17 protein-coding genes and 1 other RNA gene are annotated in these 17083 nt (G+C 54.8%); 12 read left to right on the top strand and 6 right to left on the bottom strand.

Annotated elements, in window-relative coordinates:
• Positions 1-3: 3 nt before the first annotated feature.
• The 4 genes from prfA (at position 4) to I9W95_RS08230 (ending at position 4205) form a co-directional block, all read left to right on the top strand.
• Complete coding sequence (prfA, locus tag I9W95_RS08245) at positions 4-1089, top strand: peptide chain release factor 1 (protein WP_225673742.1); 1086 nt, start codon at positions 4-6, stop codon at positions 1087-1089.
• Positions 1089-1934: a peptide chain release factor N(5)-glutamine methyltransferase gene (gene prmC / locus I9W95_RS08240; protein WP_225673740.1), complete on the top strand. Its 846-nt coding sequence runs from the start codon at positions 1089-1091 to the stop codon at positions 1932-1934. Before prfA ends, prmC begins: the two co-directional genes overlap by 1 nt.
• An 11-nt stretch (positions 1935-1945) precedes the next feature.
• Positions 1946-2704: a HesA/MoeB/ThiF family protein gene (locus I9W95_RS08235; protein WP_225673739.1), complete on the top strand. Its 759-nt coding sequence runs from the start codon at positions 1946-1948 to the stop codon at positions 2702-2704.
• A gap of 217 nt (positions 2705-2921) precedes the next feature.
• Complete coding sequence (locus I9W95_RS08230) at positions 2922-4205, top strand: NAD(P)/FAD-dependent oxidoreductase (protein ID WP_225673737.1); 1284 nt, start codon at positions 2922-2924, stop codon at positions 4203-4205.
• A 77-nt stretch (positions 4206-4282) separates the two neighbouring features.
• On the opposite strand, the gene I9W95_RS08225 is transcribed toward I9W95_RS08230, so the two are convergent.
• The 3 genes from I9W95_RS08225 to I9W95_RS08215 all read right to left on the bottom strand — a co-directional run bounded on the left by I9W95_RS08225 (position 4283) and on the right by I9W95_RS08215 (position 7207).
• A complete protein-coding gene (locus I9W95_RS08225) occupies positions 4283-4867 on the bottom strand; it encodes a phosphoheptose isomerase (RefSeq protein WP_225673735.1) in 585 nt (194 codons plus the stop codon).
• 102 nt (positions 4868-4969) lie between these two features.
• Entirely contained in the window at positions 4970-5356 is a 387-nt protein-coding gene (locus I9W95_RS08220; RefSeq protein ID WP_225673733.1) for a YraN family protein, read from the bottom strand.
• 42 nt (positions 5357-5398) lie between these two features.
• A complete protein-coding gene (locus tag I9W95_RS08215; RefSeq protein ID WP_225673731.1) occupies positions 5399-7207 on the bottom strand; it encodes a penicillin-binding protein activator in 1809 nt (602 codons plus the stop codon).
• Here I9W95_RS08215 and rsmI point away from each other — a divergent pair.
• Complete coding sequence (gene rsmI / locus I9W95_RS08210; RefSeq protein WP_225673729.1) at positions 7206-8066, top strand: 16S rRNA (cytidine(1402)-2'-O)-methyltransferase; 861 nt, start codon at positions 7206-7208, stop codon at positions 8064-8066. The genes I9W95_RS08215 and rsmI overlap by 2 nt on opposite strands.
• A gap of 60 nt (positions 8067-8126) precedes the next feature.
• On the opposite strand, the gene I9W95_RS08205 is transcribed toward rsmI, so the two are convergent.
• Positions 8127-9221 (bottom strand): hypothetical protein, encoded by a 1095-nt coding sequence (locus I9W95_RS08205; RefSeq protein ID WP_225673727.1) that lies wholly within the window; start codon positions 9219-9221, stop codon positions 8127-8129.
• Between the two features lie 289 nt (positions 9222-9510).
• Here I9W95_RS08205 and I9W95_RS08200 point away from each other — a divergent pair, with 289 nt between their 5' ends.
• Positions 9511-10506 (top strand): transposase, encoded by a 996-nt coding sequence (locus I9W95_RS08200; protein WP_225673725.1) that lies wholly within the window; start codon positions 9511-9513, stop codon positions 10504-10506.
• Positions 10507-10682: 176 nt separating this feature from the next.
• On the opposite strand, the gene I9W95_RS08195 is transcribed toward I9W95_RS08200, so the two are convergent.
• A complete protein-coding gene (locus I9W95_RS08195) occupies positions 10683-11042 on the bottom strand; it encodes a competence protein CoiA (RefSeq protein WP_225673723.1) in 360 nt (119 codons plus the stop codon).
• Positions 11043-11521: 479 nt separating this feature from the next.
• On the opposite strand from I9W95_RS08195, the gene I9W95_RS08190 reads away from it, so the two are divergent.
• The 3 genes from I9W95_RS08190 (at position 11522) to rnpB (ending at position 13230) form a co-directional block, all read left to right on the top strand.
• Positions 11522-11932, top strand: coding sequence for a MarR family winged helix-turn-helix transcriptional regulator (locus I9W95_RS08190; protein WP_225673722.1), 411 nt, complete (start codon positions 11522-11524; stop codon positions 11930-11932).
• 9 nt (positions 11933-11941) lie between these two features.
• Positions 11942-12832: an alpha/beta hydrolase family protein gene (locus I9W95_RS08185; protein ID WP_225673720.1), complete on the top strand. Its 891-nt coding sequence runs from the start codon at positions 11942-11944 to the stop codon at positions 12830-12832.
• Positions 12833-12873: 41 nt separating this feature from the next.
• Positions 12874-13230, top strand: an RNA gene (gene rnpB / locus I9W95_RS08180) — RNase P RNA component class A.
• 354 nt (positions 13231-13584) lie between these two features.
• Here the strand turns inward: rnpB and I9W95_RS08175 are convergent.
• On the bottom strand, positions 13585-14172 hold the full coding sequence (locus I9W95_RS08175) for a class I SAM-dependent methyltransferase (RefSeq protein ID WP_225673718.1): 588 nt from the start codon (positions 14170-14172) through the stop codon (positions 13585-13587).
• A gap of 162 nt (positions 14173-14334) precedes the next feature.
• On the opposite strand from I9W95_RS08175, the gene tilS reads away from it, so the two are divergent.
• From tilS to I9W95_RS08160, 3 genes are all read left to right on the top strand, one after another.
• Positions 14335-15654 carry a tRNA lysidine(34) synthetase TilS gene (gene tilS / locus I9W95_RS08170; RefSeq protein WP_225673716.1) on the top strand — a complete coding sequence of 440 codons (1320 nt, stop codon included), beginning with the start codon at positions 14335-14337 and terminating at the stop codon, positions 15652-15654.
• A gap of 121 nt (positions 15655-15775) precedes the next feature.
• A complete protein-coding gene (locus I9W95_RS08165; RefSeq protein ID WP_225673714.1) occupies positions 15776-16168 on the top strand; it encodes a neutral zinc metallopeptidase in 393 nt (130 codons plus the stop codon).
• Positions 16169-16238: 70 nt separating this feature from the next.
• Positions 16239-16970: a glutathione S-transferase family protein gene (locus I9W95_RS08160; protein WP_225673712.1), complete on the top strand. Its 732-nt coding sequence runs from the start codon at positions 16239-16241 to the stop codon at positions 16968-16970.
• Positions 16971-17083: the final 113 nt, after the last annotated feature.

Below are 17083 nucleotides of genomic sequence, written 5' to 3'. Positions count from 1 at the left end.
CACATGAAAAGCTCAATTCTCAGCAAACTTGAACACCTTACCGACCGTTATGAAGAAGTCGGTCATCTGCTGTCCGAACCGGAAGCCGCCAGCAATCAGGATCGTTTCCGTTCGCTGTCAAAAGAATACGCCGAGCTGGAAACCATCGCGCAGACCTTCAGTGCCTACAAGCAGGCGGAGTCTGATCTGGAAGAGGCCAACCTGCTGGCGCAGGACAGCGACCCGGATATGCGTGCCATGGGTGAGGAAGAACAGGAGTCGGCGCGTGAGCGTCTGCAGCAACTGACGCGCGATATCGAAATCCTGCTGTTGCCGAAAGACCCGGATGACAGCCGCAACGTTATGCTGGAAATCCGTGCCGGTACCGGTGGTGACGAAGCCGCAATTTTCGCCGGCGACCTCTATCGTATGTACACCCGCTATGCCGAAAGCCGCGGCTGGCGCACCGAACTGCTGAGTGCCAGCGAAGGTGAGCATGGTGGCTTTAAAGAAGTCATTACCCGCATTTCCGGTACCGACGTGTATTCGCAGCTGAAATTTGAGTCCGGCGCACACCGTGTGCAGCGTGTACCGGAAACCGAATCTCAGGGCCGTATTCACACTTCTGCCTGTACTGTGGCGGTGATGCCGGAAGTGGGCGAAGAAGAAGAGATCGACATCAACAAGAACGATCTGCGTATTGATACCTTCCGCGCCTCCGGTGCCGGTGGTCAGCACATCAACAAAACCGACTCTGCCATTCGTGTAACGCACCTGCCAACTGGTCTGGTGGTGGAGTGTCAGGACGAACGTTCGCAGCATAAGAACCGTGCCAAGGCACTGGCGGTGCTGGCAACGCGTCTGCGTGATGCGCAGCTGCAGGCCGCGCAGGCGGAACAGGCGGCTACCCGTAAGAGCCTGGTGGGCTCCGGTGATCGCTCTGAGCGTATTCGTACCTACAACTATCCACAGGGCCGGGTTACCGATCACCGTATCAACCTGACCCTGTATAAACTGGAAGAAATCGTACAGGGCGACCTGAACCCGGTGGTGGAACCGCTGATTCAGGAGCATCAGGCTAACCTGCTGGCCGAGATGGCCGGCGGCTGATGCGCATTGATGCGTGGCTGGCGCAGGCGCGTCAGCAACTGCAACCCCTGTCGGAGTCGGCACGACTGGATGCTGAACTGCTACTTTCCTCGGTTTTAGAAAAAGACCGTACCTGGCTCTACACCTGGAGCGACAAAGACCTCAGCGCCGAACAGCAACAGCAGGTTAATGAGCTGCTGGCGCGACGCATGCGTGGTGAGCCGGTGGCGTACCTGATTGGCGAGCGCGATTTCTGGTCGCTGAATCTGCAGGTGCATCCATCTACCCTGATTCCCCGCGCCGATACCGAAACTCTGATTGAATGGGCACTGGAGTTGCCACTGCCGGCCAACAGCCGGGTGGTGGATCTTGGCACCGGCACGGGGGCTATTGCGCTGGCGCTGGCCTCAGAGCAGCCGGGCTGGCAGGTCAGCGGTGTCGATTTTCAGCCCGAAGCCGTAACGCTGGCGCAGACCAACGCGCTGCGTAACCAGCTGCCGCGCGTTACCTTTTGTCAGTCGGACTGGTTCTCGGCGTTGAGCGGCACCTTCGATCTGATTGCCAGTAACCCGCCTTATATTGATGAAGCCGACGAACACTTATCCCAGGGTGATGTGCGCTTTGAACCGCGCACGGCGCTGGTGGCAGACGATCACGGCTTACGTGATCTGGCGCTGATTATTGATCAGGCGCCCCAGTATCTGAATGGCGATGGCTGGTTGTTGCTGGAGCACGGCTACGATCAGGCCGATGCCGTCTGTCGTATGCTGATTCAGCGTGGCTTCGTCGATGTGGAAAACCGCCGCGATCTGGGCAATAACCCACGTATCAGTGGTGGCCGCTGGCCGGCACAGCAACTGAGCTGAGGACGACGCCTGTGAACGATCAGCAACTGGAACGCTACGCTCGCCATATCCTGCTGCCGCAGATGGATGTCGAAGGTCAGCAGGCATTACTCGACGCCCATGTGCTGGTTCTCGGCCTGGGTGGTCTGGGTTGTCCGGTAGCGCAGTATCTGGCAGCTGCGGGCGTGGGGCGTCTGACGCTGGTGGATGACGACCAGGTTGAGTTATCAAACCTGCAACGTCAGGTCGCCCATGGCACAGCAGACATCGGCCAGCTGAAAGTCGATTCGGCGGCCGATGAAGTTCGCCGTCTGAACCCGGATGTGCAGGTTATAACGCATGCTGTTCGTGCCGATGAAGCCTTGCTGACGCAATGGCTTGGTGATGTCACTCTGGTGGTCGACTGCACGGATAACGCCAGTGTGCGCTACGCCCTGAATCGCGTGGCACTGAGCCTGGGTAAACCCTGGCTGTCTGGTGCTGCGGTGGCGCTGTCCGGGCAGGTGACGCTGTTTAACCCGCAGCAGGCCGATAGCCCATGCTACCGCTGTTTGTACCCACAGCTGACAGAACAGCAACTAAGCTGCGCCGGCAGTGGTGTGTTATCGCCGCTGGTGGGTGTGGTCGGCGCGACTCAGGCGCTGGAAGCCGTTAAATGGCTGGCTGGCATCGGTCGCTCTCCGGTGGGTAAGTTAATGACCTACGATGCCCTCAACAGCGAGTGGCGGCACTGGCAGTTGCCAAAAGTACCGACCTGTCCTGATTGTGGCTCGCCTGTCAAAGTTGACTGACAGCTCTGTCAGTCGCCTGACAAATGGAGTGTCAGCTGTTTGCGGCTGGCCTTAATCGCCCAATTTCCCTGTCCTGATACCTTTCTGAAAAAGCGCCTGATTTCAGGCAGTTGCCGCTTCGGTTACGACTTTATGCCTATTCAGGAATGTCTGGCATTGCGCTTGCTGTAGTCACAGCTACACATAACAAACGATGCACAACAGATAAGGGGCAGTTATGGCCAGAGTAATCGTTCTCGGCGCCGGTACCGGAGGTATGGCAGGTGCTTATGAAATTCGCGAAATTCTCAGCAACAACCATCAGGTGACGGTTATCAATGAACGGGAAGACTTCCAGTTTGTTCCGTCGAATCCCTGGATTGCCGTGGGCTGGCGTGAGCGTCCGGAAATCAGCTTCCCGATTCGTCCTTATCTGGAGAAAAAGGGCATTGAGTTTATCGCCTCTGCGGTGGTGACCATTGACGCCGAAGGCAACAAGCTGACGCTGTCTAATGGCGATGTGGTGGACTACGACTACCTGGTTATCTGTACCGGCCCTAAGCTGAACTTTGCTGCGATTGAGGGCGCGGGTCCGCATGGCGGCTATACCCAGTCTGTGTGCTCTCTGGACCATGCCGAAACCTGCTATGACGACGTAAAAGCCCTGATTGATGAGCCGGGTCCGGCCATTGTTGGTGCTATGCCTGGTGCTTCCTGTTTTGGTCCGGCCTACGAGTACGCGTTCATTCTGGATCGCGAGCTGTGTAAACAGAAGGTACGCGACCGTGTGCCAATGACCTATGTTTCCAGCGAGCCTTACATCGGCCATCTGGGCCTGGGTGGCGTGGGTGATTCCAAGTCGATGCTGGAAAGCGAGCTGCGTAACCGCCATATCAAGTGGATTACCAATGCCAAGGTCACCAAAGTAGAAGAGGGCATGATGTTCGTCGACGAAATGAACGACGACGGCACCCTGAAAAAGCAGCATGAACTGCCGTTCAAGCACTCCATGATGCTGCCATCCTTTGCTGGTGTAGACCCGGTGGCGGCGGTCGAGGGGCTGGTGAATCCGAAGGGTTTCGTCATTATTGATGAATACCAGCGCAACCCGACCTTCAAAAACATTTATTCAGCGGGCGTATGTGTCGCTATTCCGCCGGTTGAAGACACCCCGGTACCGACCGGTACACCAAAAACCGGCTATATGATTGAGTCGATGATGACGGCGATTGCCCATAACCTGGCGGCGGATCTGGATGGCAAAGGCGAAGCGAATCATCGTGGTAGCTGGAGCGCGATCTGTCTGGCCGACATGGGCAACACCGGCGCGGCTTTTGTAGCGATTCCGCAGATTCCACCGCGCAACGTTACCTGGTTCAAAAAAGGTAAGTGGGTGCATCTGGCCAAGATTGCCTTTGAGAAATACTTTATCCGTAAGATGAAAACCGGTTCCAGCGAACCGATTTACGAGAAGTACACGCTGAAAGCACTGGGTATCAATCGTCTGAAAGACGATCACTGATACCTTGCTTCAGGCATAAAAAAACCGGCGAAAGCCGGTTTTTTTATGGGTGCGCTTAAACTGCGCGGCGTTGCGACTTACTCTTCGCCAAACAGCGAGCAGTCGATCAGGTCGCACAGGCAGTGAATTGCCAGCAGGTGGATTTCCTGAATGCGTGCCGTCACTGTGGATGGCACACGGATTTCCACGTCCTCAGCGGTCAGCAGTGACGCCATATGGCCACCGTTCTTCCCCGACAGTGCCACGACGGTCATATCGCGTTCGTGCGCCGCCTGAATGGCCTGCACCACGTTGCCTGAATTACCGCTGGTGGAAATGGCCAGCAGCACATCACCCGGATTACCCAGGGCGCGAATCTGCTTGGAGAACACTTCGTTATAGCTGTAGTCGTTAGCGATTGAGGTCACGGTTGAGGAGTCGGTGGTCAGCGCGATGGCTGGCAGACTCGGACGTTCGCGTTCAAAGCGGTTCAGCAGTTCGGAAGAGAAGTGCTGAGCATCGCCTGCGGAGCCGCCGTTACCACAGCTGAGGATTTTTCCGCCGCTCAACAGGGCGTTCACCATAATCTGAGCGGCACGCTCGATGTATGGCGGTAACTGCTCTGCTGCCAGAGCTTTGGTCTCAATGCTGGCGCCAAAATGGCCGATGATGCGGTCTTGCACAACAACACTCCACTAAATCAAGGCAGCCATCATAAAGGAGCCTGAACGGGTTGCCAAATAACAGTGATTCTCAGGCCTGAAATTCGCTGTTTCAACAGACCGTTAATTGCCGAAAGCGTTCCGTATCCAGTGAAACTGTACTGGTTCACCGCTGGCGGAAATAACATCGAAACGGCAATCCGGTTCATGGCTGGCGTAGTGTTTCTGCAGGTAGTGTGCAGCTGTTTTCAGCAGTTTCTGCTGTTTGCTGTGGGTAATGCTTTCGGCACCGCTGCCATGCAGACTGGAAGCCCGATAACGTACCTCAACAAACACCAGTACCTCGCCTTCGCGCATGATTAAATCAATCTCGCCGGCTTTGATGGTGTAGTTGCGGGCGATGGGCTTCAGCCCCTGCTGGCGCAGAAACGCTTCGGCCTGCGCTTCAATCTGCTGGCCACGGGCGCGGCTGCTGCCGCTATCGGGCTGGCGTTTACGAGTAAACCACATGGCGTCCCTGCCTGTTGGTTATCAATGACGTGGTGTGTTCTGTCAGTCAGCGGCCAGACGACGAGGCTTACCACTGCGGAATACCGTGCACTCGGTGCGACGGTGAATACGACGTTCGCTGTCGAGCATCAGTGCGCCGGTACTGCCGAACATCTGGCTGCTGGGGAATACTTCCAGCTGGCGGATACGGCCCAGCAGGCGGAAAGCATCGACGCCCATGGCGTACAGGCGGGCGTATTTGCCCTGGCCGCCGGGCACTGCGTTTTCTACGCTGGTATGCAGTTCGCTGGGTTCCAGTAACCATGGCACATCGCAGAAACGCACGCCGTTCAGGTCGCGGTCTTTACGGCTGTCGGCTTCACCGGAATACACGTGCGAGGTGGCATACACCGGCAGGTCGCCGGCGAAGTTAAACGCCAGCGTCGGTTTAATCTGACGTGCCTGCTGTGGCAATGCCACCATAAACACCCAGTCGACGTCCTCGCGGCGGCGTGGCTCGAACTCGGTCGGTTGCTGCAGTAAACGGCGCATCAGCTTGTAACGCGACTGGCTGTCGTCGACGTTCAGAAGCGCTTTGATTTCCGGGTTGTAGTCCTGACGGTTGGGATAGAAGCGGTGCTCACCGATTTCACCACCCAGTTGCAGCCAGCGTTCTTCGAAGGCGGCATAGATACGCTCGCCCCAGTTGCCTTCCGGTGCCAGAACCAGAGCCCGGCGCAGGCCGTCTGCCCAGGCTTTTTCCGCGATCTGTACCGCTTCGTCTTCGGCTGCCAGACCAAACTGATAGAGGTTGGCTGGCGTGGTGCCGGTTTCACTGCGGTCGCCGTAGTTCAGGGCCAGCGTTGGCAGTGGTAGTGAGTCTTTGTCTTGCAGCGCCTGAACGTGTGGCTTGCTGATCGGACCAACCAGCCACTGAGTGCCGTCCATCATTGCCTGCACGTAGGCGAGGCTGGTGTCGCGATACAGCTGGCTGTCGTACAGCGTTACCTGCGGGGTGTCGTAACCTTTATTCAACGACTCGTAATAGGCGGCCATAAAGCCATCGCGGATGGCCTTGCCGGTTTTTTCCAGTGGGCCGGACAGCGGCAGCAGCAGGCCAACGCTGCTCGGGCGGTTGGCCGCCAGATCAGACAACAATGCCAGGCCGCCGGGCAGGGTAATGGCGGCCGGATGCAGCGGATGCTGTTTCTGCCATTCGGTCACGGCCTGCAGGTGCTCGTCCAGCGTCAGGCCCGGGTTGCGGGAAATGGCCGCCAGTTGCAGCCATTCACCGAATTGGGTGTCGGGGGATTTCTCTGCCCATTCCAGCAGTTCCAGCTCGCCGATGTTCATCAGATCTTGCCAGATCTGCTCATGGTTTTGCGCTTTGACATCACCTTCCAGAGCGGCTGACAGAAAATCCCGTTCACGGGCGGCGGCCAGATACTGAGCCATGGCCTCGTACCAGCTGGCACGCAGCAGGCTGATGTCGCTTTCCTGCTGTACGGAGGCATACGGCATCAGCTCGCTCAGGGCGTCCAGACGCTCGGCGGCAGCATCAGTTTCGTTAACGGCCAGATGCAGGCGGGTGGCCAGCAGATTCATGCTGATCTGTTGTTGCGGGGTGAGCTGGCGTTCCTGCAGCAGTTGCAATTGCAGCGCAGCATTGCGAAACTCGCCGCCATCAAGCGACTGGCGAATCTGTGCCAGCAACGCCGGAGTTCCCTGAGAAACCGTGCTTTCGTCGATACCCAGAGAAGGTTGCTGAGGTGACGATGAACAACCGCTGAGGCCAATACAGGCTGTGGCGAGCACTAACGACACACCACGGAACATTCCGTTTAACCAGGCTTCAGGTACATTTCCCCGCATGACTTCCGATTCCAGACTTCAGGCCGGCACGCTGTATATCGTGGCGACACCGATTGGTAATTTGGCTGACCTCACCGAACGCGCTAAGCAGGTGCTGGCCAGCGTGGATGTAATAGCGTGCGAGGATACCAGACATACCCAGAAATTACTGCAACACCTGGGCCTGAGAAAGCCGCTGTTATCCGTGCACGAACACAACGAACGTGAGCGGGTAGAGCAGGTGGCAGAGCATCTGAACAAGGGCCTGACCATGGCGCTGGTATCCGATGCCGGTACGCCGCTGATTTCTGACCCGGGCTACCCGCTGGTGCAGGCATTACGCAGCCTTGGCCACACCATTACCCCGGTGCCTGGCGTCAGTGCCATTATTACCGCCCTGAGTGCCGCCGGTCTGCCTACAGACCGTTTTACCTTCGAAGGGTTCCTGCCACACAAAAGCGGCGGCAAGCGCGACAAGCTCGACGCCCTCAGTCAGGAAGTACGCACCATGGTGTTTTACGAATCCAAGCACCGTATTCTCGACACCCTGGCGGTGATGGCTGAAGCCTTCGGCGAACAGCGCCCGGCTTGTGTGGCGCGTGAACTGACCAAAACCTTTGAGACCTTTTATCACGGTACATTGCCGGACATTCTGGCGCAGATCTCTGCCGACGATGACCAGCAGAAAGGTGAGTTTGTGGTGATGATTGCCGGCAACCCACAACCGGCTCCGGCCAGCGACGTGGATACTGACAAACTGTTCCGCTTACTGCTGGCAGAACTGCCCCCGAAAAAAGCCGCCGCTGTAATTGCCGACCTGACCGGTGAGAACAAAAAAGCGCTTTATCAGAAAGCGCTGGAAATACAGGGAAAGGCGTGAGCGACCGGCAACAATGCGTGATTTGAATTCGTTGTTGCCAGTTCTGTTATATGGCGTGATCTACAGGTCATCCGGGGGCAACAGATAGTTGCTTAACAGGCGTATAAAGTCAGTGGAATCGGCTGCAAGATAGTAGGGCAGATCATTAATCAGTGTATTGATAGACAGAGCTGCCAGCAGGGTCAGCCCAATAAAAACGATTAAGCTGGTAATCGGTGATGCGCCTTCAAGGTGATCAATGGCTGTGTCTGTTTTTTCAATGAAGTCCGCATAGAGATCAGACAGAGTCAGCAGGTAAATCGGGCGTAGTAATGTTAAGTTGATGGCGATTGCTATAACTAGCGGCAATGTCAGAATCAGCATTATAAAGTAGTAGCTGAAGGGTACTTTGGTTGGAAACAGCTCGTCGGCGTAAAAATACAGAACAGAATAAAATCCTGTATAGCAGAGTATGCATAAATATCGATTTGCTCTTGAATACCCTGAACTTAGCAGGGCTATTTGATGGAAATCATCCTGAACAAACTCTAAAGACCTTATAGCGCTATCTTTCAGTGATCGGCCTGTCACGATACAAGGTATTATGGCTGCTACTCCGGTTTTCCAGGCCAGACTTTCCATCTTTTCTTTTTTAATGACCGATTCTTCCGTTTTAAAATCCAGAACGGAAATACTGTTTAATATTTTAAAAGCAGTCGCTATTCCATCTCTCCAGTGGAATGACCATAGCGTGAATGCTCGTGGTATTACCACTTTCAGACAAGAGGCTACTGTTGATGGTTGGTTTTGCCGGGTGAAAATGTGAGACGCGGTCATGCATCCGCTGAGTATCCCTATTGGCATTGCAATGATAACAATGAAAACTGCACACCAGAGAATTTCAACGTATAGCAGGATGTCGCTGTCTTTCGTCAGTGCAGAAATGATGAACCAGGTGTCAGGAATCCAGTGGTATAAGTTAATCCATAGCTGGTAGCCGACCAGGATGAGAATCCATTGAAAAATTACAAAAAGAAATATCTCTTTTTCTTTGAAAGCAAGGGATAGGGCATATCCTGCTTTGGATAAGAAATGTGCCAAACTCCCATCCGGGGTAAATTCTTCCTTTTCGCGTTTGGTTAAAATATCAATGATAGAACTGATATCAACACTCATTATCGCATCACATCCTTATGTGCGTATTTTTTAACTGAGACACCTTTTAATTGAGACACCCACGCTAACACATTCTTCCGATTGAGCAATCCTTGCATACTGACTACGCTGAAAATTCAGTCATAGGTTGGGGCTTACTCATGCCAAAGCCGAGAGAACAGCAGATATCCATCGAAGAAACGCCGTACTACTATTTTAACTGAGACACCCACGCTAACACATTCTTCCGATTGAGCAATCCTTGCATACTGACTACGCTGAAAATTCAGTCATAGGTTGGGGCTTACTCATGCCAAAGCCGAGAGAACAGCAGATATCCATCGAAGAAACACCGTATTACCACTGCGTTTCACGCTGTGTACGTCGGGCATTTCTGTGCGGTACGGACTCATCAACAGGTGAGTGCTACGAACATCGTCGTGGCTGGCTTGAGAATAAACTCTTAGAGCTACCGAATATCTTTGCTATTCAGATTGCTGCTTACGCCATAATGAGTAATCACTACCATGTGGTGCTGTTTGTGGATGCAGCTGAAAGCAACCTATGGACGGATGAGCAGGTTGTTGAACGTTGGCATTCGTTATTTAAAGGTAACTTGTTGTCGCAGCGCTTTATGCGTGGCGATGAAATGAACAAGGCTGATCTTGCCCGGCTGCAGATATACATCACTGAATGGCGTTCTCGATTGACTGATATCAGCTGGTTTATGCGGGTTCTGAACGAGTCAATTGCTCGGGAAGCCAATCAGGAAGATGAATGCACAGGACGCTTCTGGGAGGGTAGATTCAAATCACAGGCTTTGCTGGACGAAGCCGCGCTGGCAGCGTGTATGGCCTACGTTGATCTGAATCCGGTTCGGGCGGGTATGGCAAAAACGCCCGAAGAATCAGCACATACTTCGATAAAAGTCAGAGCTGAAAAAGCTAAATCTGCACAAGCGCCTAATCACCTGTTCCAACAACCCAAAGAGTTGTTGCCCTTCGCGGGAAATCCTCGTCAGGACATGCCGATAGGCATCACTATGAAGCTGACTGATTATCTGGAGCTGGTGGATGCCACCGGGCGTATTATCCGCGATGATAAGCGCGGCTACATACCAGGGAACTCAGTCAGGATACTCGACAGGCTCGGATTGGACGAAGATCGTTGGTTGAATATGACGCAGAACTTCGAACAAAGCTTCGGTACGTTTGCCGGTAATGAAGTTAAACTGCGCTCAATCTGTGATCGGCTCTCATACCAGCGACCGCCCGGGTTGAATCGTTGTCGAACTGCCTTCGGCTAGATCGCTAAGCTCACTCCATACCACGATAACCAGATTCTCTGGTGCTTTCGCTTGTCTGCAGTTCGCCTGCCGGATGTTCTTTTTTAGTCTTTCTTATTAGTTGCTTAGAAACTCGATGAACACAATACCTGTAGTGGCTTTGACTGCAGTGTTTTCAGTTGTTGATGTTCATTTTTCTAACATGGGTGTCCATGTAGTGACAAATTCCTGGATTGACGCTCTTCTGGATTCAGAAACGAATGCTGGAATTCTAAAACCCATCCGTTTTTAGTTTTAACATCAGCTATATGCTTTTCACCGCTATTGTCAAAATGCACAACTTCTTGCCATTCTTTTGGAAAGTAATCTTTCCATGATCGATGCCATTCTGTTTCATTTTCCCACCACGGGTCACAGTTACGGCTTCCTTTATGAGACCAATGATTTACTTTTAGCTCACCACACTTAGCAATTAATTCAGAGGCGCAGCTAGGGCAGGAGCCCTTTCCTCCTTTCGTTGCCTCAATTTTCTCATTATTGACGATGGCATATTTCATGTAATGGCCTGATGGTTCTTTTCCACATAACAGCTTATTAGTGTGCGTGCGCACTTATCCTGGGCGACTCTTTCGAGAAGCCCAGCATGTATTGATCTGTCTGAGAAATCATCCATAACTCAAAAATCCCTTCCAGAAAAACGTGCGCGCCTGTTAATTCGGTTTTCCTGCGCCCATAAACTTGCAACCCCTTTGTAGACGAGGGGACGTTATTGATTCATTTGACGGTTACGTTACTACCCACCGGTAGAACGGGCAAGCACGAATGTAATGTGTGCGGATTTCGCGGAACAGGAAAACCCTGAATCTGGCAAAGGGAGGTTCGTAATGCGCTCCAATGGATGACCCCTGGTGATCTTGATAAACAACAGCGATTAAGCGACTTGTGAATAAAAGGTTTACATGCAAACTAAATGTTGTTTAGATGTGAACTACTTAGTCGGACACGACCTGTGTGTCACCACCAAGCGGGCCCCAGTATGGATAAACGTCTCTTCTTTTTGCTGAATATGGCGCAGAAAAAGCTGTTCCGTCACGTTGATGGCGTGGTCGAGCGCGAGCTGGATGCGTCGGTCACCCAGCTGGCGGCGCTGATGATGATCTGCCAGCAGCCGGGCTGCCTGCAGAAAGATCTGGCGCAGGCGCTGGAGCTGAATAAGTCGGCGGTAACGGGTCTGGTTACCCGTATGGAAAAGAACGGCCTGCTGCAGCGTGGCAGTACCGGCGATGCGCGGGCGGTGAGTCTGTTTCCGACCGAGTCAGGTGTGGCTAAAACCCATCAGTTAAAGCCGCTGATTCAGCAGCTCAACGACCGCTTTGCTGAGGAGTTTTCTGACGCTGAGATTGAGGTCGTGCTGCGTTTTCTTAATTTTATTCTGCATACCTTCTGAGGACTGATCATGCACGCACAACAGCAGAGCCCGGTGGCGGGCGAGAGTATCCGCATTAAAACAAAAGCGGGATTTGAGCTGGCGGCACGGGTGTTCGAGCCGCAGTCTGAAGTGAAGGGTGTCTGCATTATTGCCCCGGCCATGGGTGTGGCTCATTACCTGTACGACGATTTCGCCGCCTGGCTGGCGCAGCAGGGTTATGCCGCTGTGAGCTTTGATTACGAGGGCATGGGCGATTCGGTGAACGGCCATATTCGTCACAGTAAGAGCGATAAGCTGACCTGGGCCCATAATGATTGCCCGGCGGTGCTTGGCTATGTGAAAGAACGCTTTCCCGGCCGTGAGCGCATCTGGATTGGTCACAGTGTGGGTGGCCACCTGATTGGCTATATGGGGCATAACCCGGATATCGACCGCATTATTACCGTGGCGTCGGGCATTGGTACCTGGTGGTATAACTCGGCACCAACCAAACGGGTGGCCTGGTTCCTGTGGTATTTCCTGGTGCCAGCAGTGGTGCCTGTGGTGGGTTATTTTCCGGGTAAGAAGCTGGGCATTATGACGGATATGCCAAAGGGCGTGATGCTGCAGTGGCGGCGCTGGTGTCTGCGCAAGGAATACGCGGTGGGGGCTGAAGGCGACTGGATGCGCCAGCGTTTTGCCTCAGTGAAAACACCGATTACGGCGGTGGAGTTCAGCGACGATGAGATGATGTCGCAGCGTAGCGTGAAGATGTTGCATGACTTTTTTACCGGTGCGCCGCAGCGTCGTATTCGTGTTACGCCGCAGGATATCGGCCAGAAACGCATAGGCCACATCGGCTGGCATAAACAGCGCTATCAGGCGTTGTGGGATCAGGTGTTCAGCGAGGTACTGCAGGCACCGGATTCTGCTGCCTAATCTGTTGAGACAAGGACTGCCTGATAGGGTATTATCCGCGCCGAGTCGACCAGACAGTCGCTGCCTGCGCAAGCAGGGGGAGGAAAGTCCGGGCTTCACAGGGCAGGGTGCCAGGTAACGCCTGGGGGGCGCGAGCCTACGACCAGTGCAGCAGAGAGCAGACCGCCGATGGCCGCCTCCGGGCGGATCAGGTAAGGGTGAAAGGGTGCGGTAAGAGCGCACCGCGCAGCTGGTAACAGTTTGTGGCACGGTAAACTCCACCCGAAGCAAGACCAAATAGGTTCCCTATAGGCGCGGCCCGCGCTGGGAACGGGTAGGTTGCTGGAGCCTGTGAGTGATTGCAGGCCTAGACGAATGACTGTCCACGACAGAACCCGGCTTACCGGTCGACTCGCTTAATACTTAAAAACCCGCTTATCTGAGAGATAAGCGGGTTTTTTTATGGTCAGCTTAAGCCGGTTTTGGACAGTCACTGTCCACGACGACTCATAACCAGATTCAGGGCTTACCGGTCGACTCGCTTAATACTTAAAAACCCGCTTATCTGAGAGATAAGCGGGTTTTTTATGGTCAGCTTAAGCCGGTTTTGGACAGTCACTGTCCACGACGACTCATAACCAGATTCAGGGCTTACCGGTCGACTCGCTTAATACTTAAAAACCCGCTTATCTGAAAGATAGGCGGGTTTTTTTATGGTCAGCTTAAGCCGGCTCTGTGGACAGTCACTGTCCACGACGTCCGACGTCCACCCTTTAACGACGGGTAGCAATGACCTGAACCACGGCGCCGCAGCCGGTATGGCCGGTGCCTTCCACAATGTCGCGCTTCACTTCGGCCAGATGGTCGAAGCGTAAGCCCGGCAGCTCGGCTTCCAGGGTGGCGGCATCCATCATCATGGCGGCATCCTGTGGTCCGCCAGTGCCGAGTTGTAACTGCCGTGGCGTGTAGGCTTCAAGCAGCAGGACGCCACCCGGTTTCAGAGCATGCACAATGCGCTGATGCAGGCTTTTGCGCAGCGCCGGTGGCAGGTGGCAGAAAATCGAAACGATGCCGTCCCACTGCTCAATACCTAAATCGAAGCAAGCCAGATCGCGCACTTCGTAGTGAATACTGACCTTGTGTTGCTGCGCCAGTTTCAGTGCCTTGGTCTGGCCTACGGAGGAGGCATCGACAGCGCTGACCTGATAGCCCTGACGCGCAAGCCAGACGGCATTGCGTCCTTCCCCCTCGGCCAGACAGAGAATTTTTTTGCCGCCCAGGCGACTGACATTTTGCTGCAGAAACTGGTTAGGCTCTGTGCCGTAAATGTAGTGATCACTGCTGTATCGTTCGTCCCACATGACGCTGAACCCTGCTGATGTATAACTGCCGACGACTATAGCAGACCTGCCGGGCTTCTCAGGGCTCGCGGAACTGGATGGACTGTTTCATTTTTCTGCACTGGCTGGCCGCTGGACGGGCGGCACCTTACAATCGTTGTTTTCTTGTCAGCTGTGGATGCCATGACCGACGCCCGGACCGATACTCTGCTCAGCCATCTTGCGCACCAGTTGCCTGCCACCGGCACCCTGTGGGTGGGGTTCAGTGGTGGACTGGATTCGACCGTGCTGCTGCATCTGCTGACCCGGCTGCAAACTACGCGTGGTCGGCTGCGGGCAATTCACGTGAATCATGGTTTATCCGCCCATGCCGCAGACTGGCAACAGCATTGTGCTGCGTTGTGCGAGCATTGGCAGGTACCGCTGATCAGCGCGTCGGTACTGGTGAAGAATCAGGGCGATGGCATTGAACAGGCCGCCCGTGCAGCACGCTATGAGGTATACCGGGAACACGTGACGGCGGGCGATACCCTGTTGCTGGCGCATCATGGCGACGATCAGATCGAAACCTTCTTTCAGCGTTTACTGCGCGGTTCGGGGTTGGCCGGGTTGGCGGCAATGCCGGCGCAGCGAGCCTTGGCGAAGGGCAGTGTGCTGTTGCGGCCCTTGCTCGGTTGCGAGCGCCAGCAGCTGGAAGCTGTGGCGAGAGAAGCCGGCCTGCGCTGGGTGGAAGACGAATCCAATCAGGACGAGCGCTTCGAGCGTAACTGGTGGCGCAACCAGCTGCTGCCACAAGTGTTTCAGCGCTTTCCCGGCCGCAAGGCTTCGTTGTTACGCTCGGTTGAGCAGTGGCAGCAGGACCAGCAGTTGCTGGATGAGCTGTTACAGCCGCATACAAATCAATGCCTGCGTGATGTGAGCTGGCCGTCTACAGCACCGCTCGCGCTGGATCTCAGTGCACTGGCTGCTCTGCCTGCGCACTGGCAGCCCTATGTGATTCGTCAGTGGTTACTTACCTTGCAGCAGGCAGCTCCGACGCAGCAATGGCTGCAGACACTGATGGATGACGTGGTACGTGCCGCTGATGATGCTCAGCCCTTGTTGACGCTGGGCACTGCCTGCATCAGGCGTTTTCGTGGCTGCCTGTATCTGCAGCTGCCGCTGGCGGATGATTGTCTGCGCCCGCGCACCGTTCAGCTGCCACAGCAAACTCTGCTCTGGGGCAGTGGCCAGTTGCAGGCGGTTGCCGCATCAGCCACTTATGGGCTGGCTGCGGGTGAGTACCTGCTTACCTGTGCCGCCGAGGCTCGTGGGCACAGTCTGCGTCCGTTGGGGCGTCCGGCAAAAAACCTGAAGGCGTTGTTTCAGGAGGCTGGCGTTCCGCCGTGGTTACGTGATCAGTGGCCGGCGTTGTGCCAGCAGGATCAGCTGGTGGCCTTGCCTGGCATCGCCTGTGATCAGAGTGTGCTGTGTGAAGGTGGTACGGAATACTGCTGGCAATAACGGCGTCACTGAGGGAATTTCTGACGGCGTTCACGGTCTCAGGGGGTGGTGGGTTAGCAGATATTTTTATCAGTGATATGCTGACCCTGAGTTTATTGTGTTGTGGAGTAAACCTGCGATCATGCGTTTTCGCGTTATTGTCCTCCTGTTGTGCACGTGGGTCGTAACGGCCTGTGATAAGGATGGCACTCCGATTCTGCGTGGCACGCGTTTGCCGGATGCGGGGCAGCCCGCGGCGGTGGCTGCCACTGCTGCACAGGCTCCGACGGCTGCTGACCGAGACACGGCAACGCCGGTCATTCTTAACCTGACTCTGCCTGATTATGAATGGGACGATCTGCAGCCCATGGAACAGGCGACGTTAATTCCCGATGTGTTTACCCATCAGTCATCACAGACTCGCCTGAACTGGTCGGGACGTCTGCATATGGATGAATCGGATGCGGCTGCCACGCGCCCGATTCAGGACACAATTCTCGGCGCCGAAGTGGAAGTTCAGGTGCGCTTGCCGTAAAGGCGGGGCATGGTTGTGCTTTTCATGAAGGCCTGTCAGAGTGGCCTTAAATGATCAGGGAGGACGTTCCGTGCGACCGGTTTTGTATCAGTTTCCGATTTCCCACTACTGCGAAAAAATCCGCTGGGCACTGGACTACAAAGGCATTCAGTACAGTCGCGTCAGTCTGATTCCTGGCCTGCATATGAAGTCGATCCGGCGAATTGCACCGTCAACGTCGGTACCGGTATTGCGTGATAAAGGCCAGGTGATTCAGGGCTCGTCGGCGATTATCGATTATCTCGACAAGCACTACCCGGAACATTCTCTGACACCTGAAGACCCGGCCCTGCGTCAACAGGCGCAGGAGTGGGAGCGGCGTCTGGATCGCCTCGGTGAAGATATTCGCCTGTGGTGTTATCACTATCTGCTGGTGGAGCCTGAGCTGGCGATTCCGTTGCTGACGTCGGGGCAGCCTTTTTACCGCCGCTGGCAGGTGCGTCTTGCCTATCCGAAAGTGGAAAAAGGCATGCGCTACTGGATGAAAATCAACAGTGAAACGGCGGCTGCGGCCCAGCAGCGCATGGAAGCGATGCTCGCGGAATTACGTACTGCGTATCTGCAATCGCATTTGCTCGTGGGGGACCATTTTTCGCGCGCTGATCTTACCGCTTGTGCCTTGTTTGCCATGGTATTTCAGCCTGCTGAAATGCCAGTACCCTGGCCTGCGCGTGAGCGTTTACCGAAGGCGATGAAAGCGTGGATAGACCAGCACGAAGACGAGCTGCAGCCGTTGCAGGTGCATTACGCTCAGTATCGCTAGGGCCCGATTCATTTAGTGTTAACAGGCCCAGGCAGTGAACTGTCTTCGCTGAATCGGCCGGATAATTGTCGGCTGTAAGCGTGCAGACAATTATCCGGATTGAAGCAGCTGGA

It is taken from the genome of Thalassolituus marinus (assembly GCF_020320395.1).
Lineage (GTDB): Bacteria > Pseudomonadota > Gammaproteobacteria > Pseudomonadales > Oceanobacteraceae > Venatoribacter > Venatoribacter marinus.
Note: the sequence above shows the minus strand (reverse complement) of the source record. Positions and strands in the feature narration are given on the sequence as shown.

What these genes read in the sequence shown, in the direction of transcription:
- prfA (WP_225673742.1), top strand. Translation starts at nt 4, where the DNA reads ATGAAAAGCTCAATTCTCAGCAAACTTGAACACCTTACCGACCGTTAT.
- I9W95_RS08215 (WP_225673731.1), bottom strand. Translation starts at nt 7,207, where the DNA reads ATGCGGGGAAATGTACCTGAAGCCTGGTTAAACGGAATGTTCCGTGGT.
- tilS (WP_225673716.1), top strand. Translation starts at nt 14,335, where the DNA reads ATGACCGACGCCCGGACCGATACTCTGCTCAGCCATCTTGCGCACCAG.
- prmC (WP_225673740.1), top strand. Translation starts at nt 1,089, where the DNA reads ATGCGCATTGATGCGTGGCTGGCGCAGGCGCGTCAGCAACTGCAACCC.
- I9W95_RS08190 (WP_225673722.1), top strand. Translation starts at nt 11,522, where the DNA reads ATGGATAAACGTCTCTTCTTTTTGCTGAATATGGCGCAGAAAAAGCTG.
- I9W95_RS08185 (WP_225673720.1), top strand. Translation starts at nt 11,942, where the DNA reads ATGCACGCACAACAGCAGAGCCCGGTGGCGGGCGAGAGTATCCGCATT.
- I9W95_RS08230 (WP_225673737.1), top strand. Translation starts at nt 2,922, where the DNA reads ATGGCCAGAGTAATCGTTCTCGGCGCCGGTACCGGAGGTATGGCAGGT.
- I9W95_RS08175 (WP_225673718.1), bottom strand. Translation starts at nt 14,172, where the DNA reads ATGTGGGACGAACGATACAGCAGTGATCACTACATTTACGGCACAGAG.
- I9W95_RS08205 (WP_225673727.1), bottom strand. Translation starts at nt 9,221, where the DNA reads ATGAGTGTTGATATCAGTTCTATCATTGATATTTTAACCAAACGCGAA.
- I9W95_RS08200 (WP_225673725.1), top strand. Translation starts at nt 9,511, where the DNA reads ATGCCAAAGCCGAGAGAACAGCAGATATCCATCGAAGAAACACCGTAT.
- I9W95_RS08165 (WP_225673714.1), top strand. Translation starts at nt 15,776, where the DNA reads ATGCGTTTTCGCGTTATTGTCCTCCTGTTGTGCACGTGGGTCGTAACG.
- I9W95_RS08220 (WP_225673733.1), bottom strand. Translation starts at nt 5,356, where the DNA reads ATGTGGTTTACTCGTAAACGCCAGCCCGATAGCGGCAGCAGCCGCGCC.
- rsmI (WP_225673729.1), top strand. Translation starts at nt 7,206, where the DNA reads ATGACTTCCGATTCCAGACTTCAGGCCGGCACGCTGTATATCGTGGCG.
- I9W95_RS08195 (WP_225673723.1), bottom strand. Translation starts at nt 11,042, where the DNA reads ATGAAATATGCCATCGTCAATAATGAGAAAATTGAGGCAACGAAAGGA.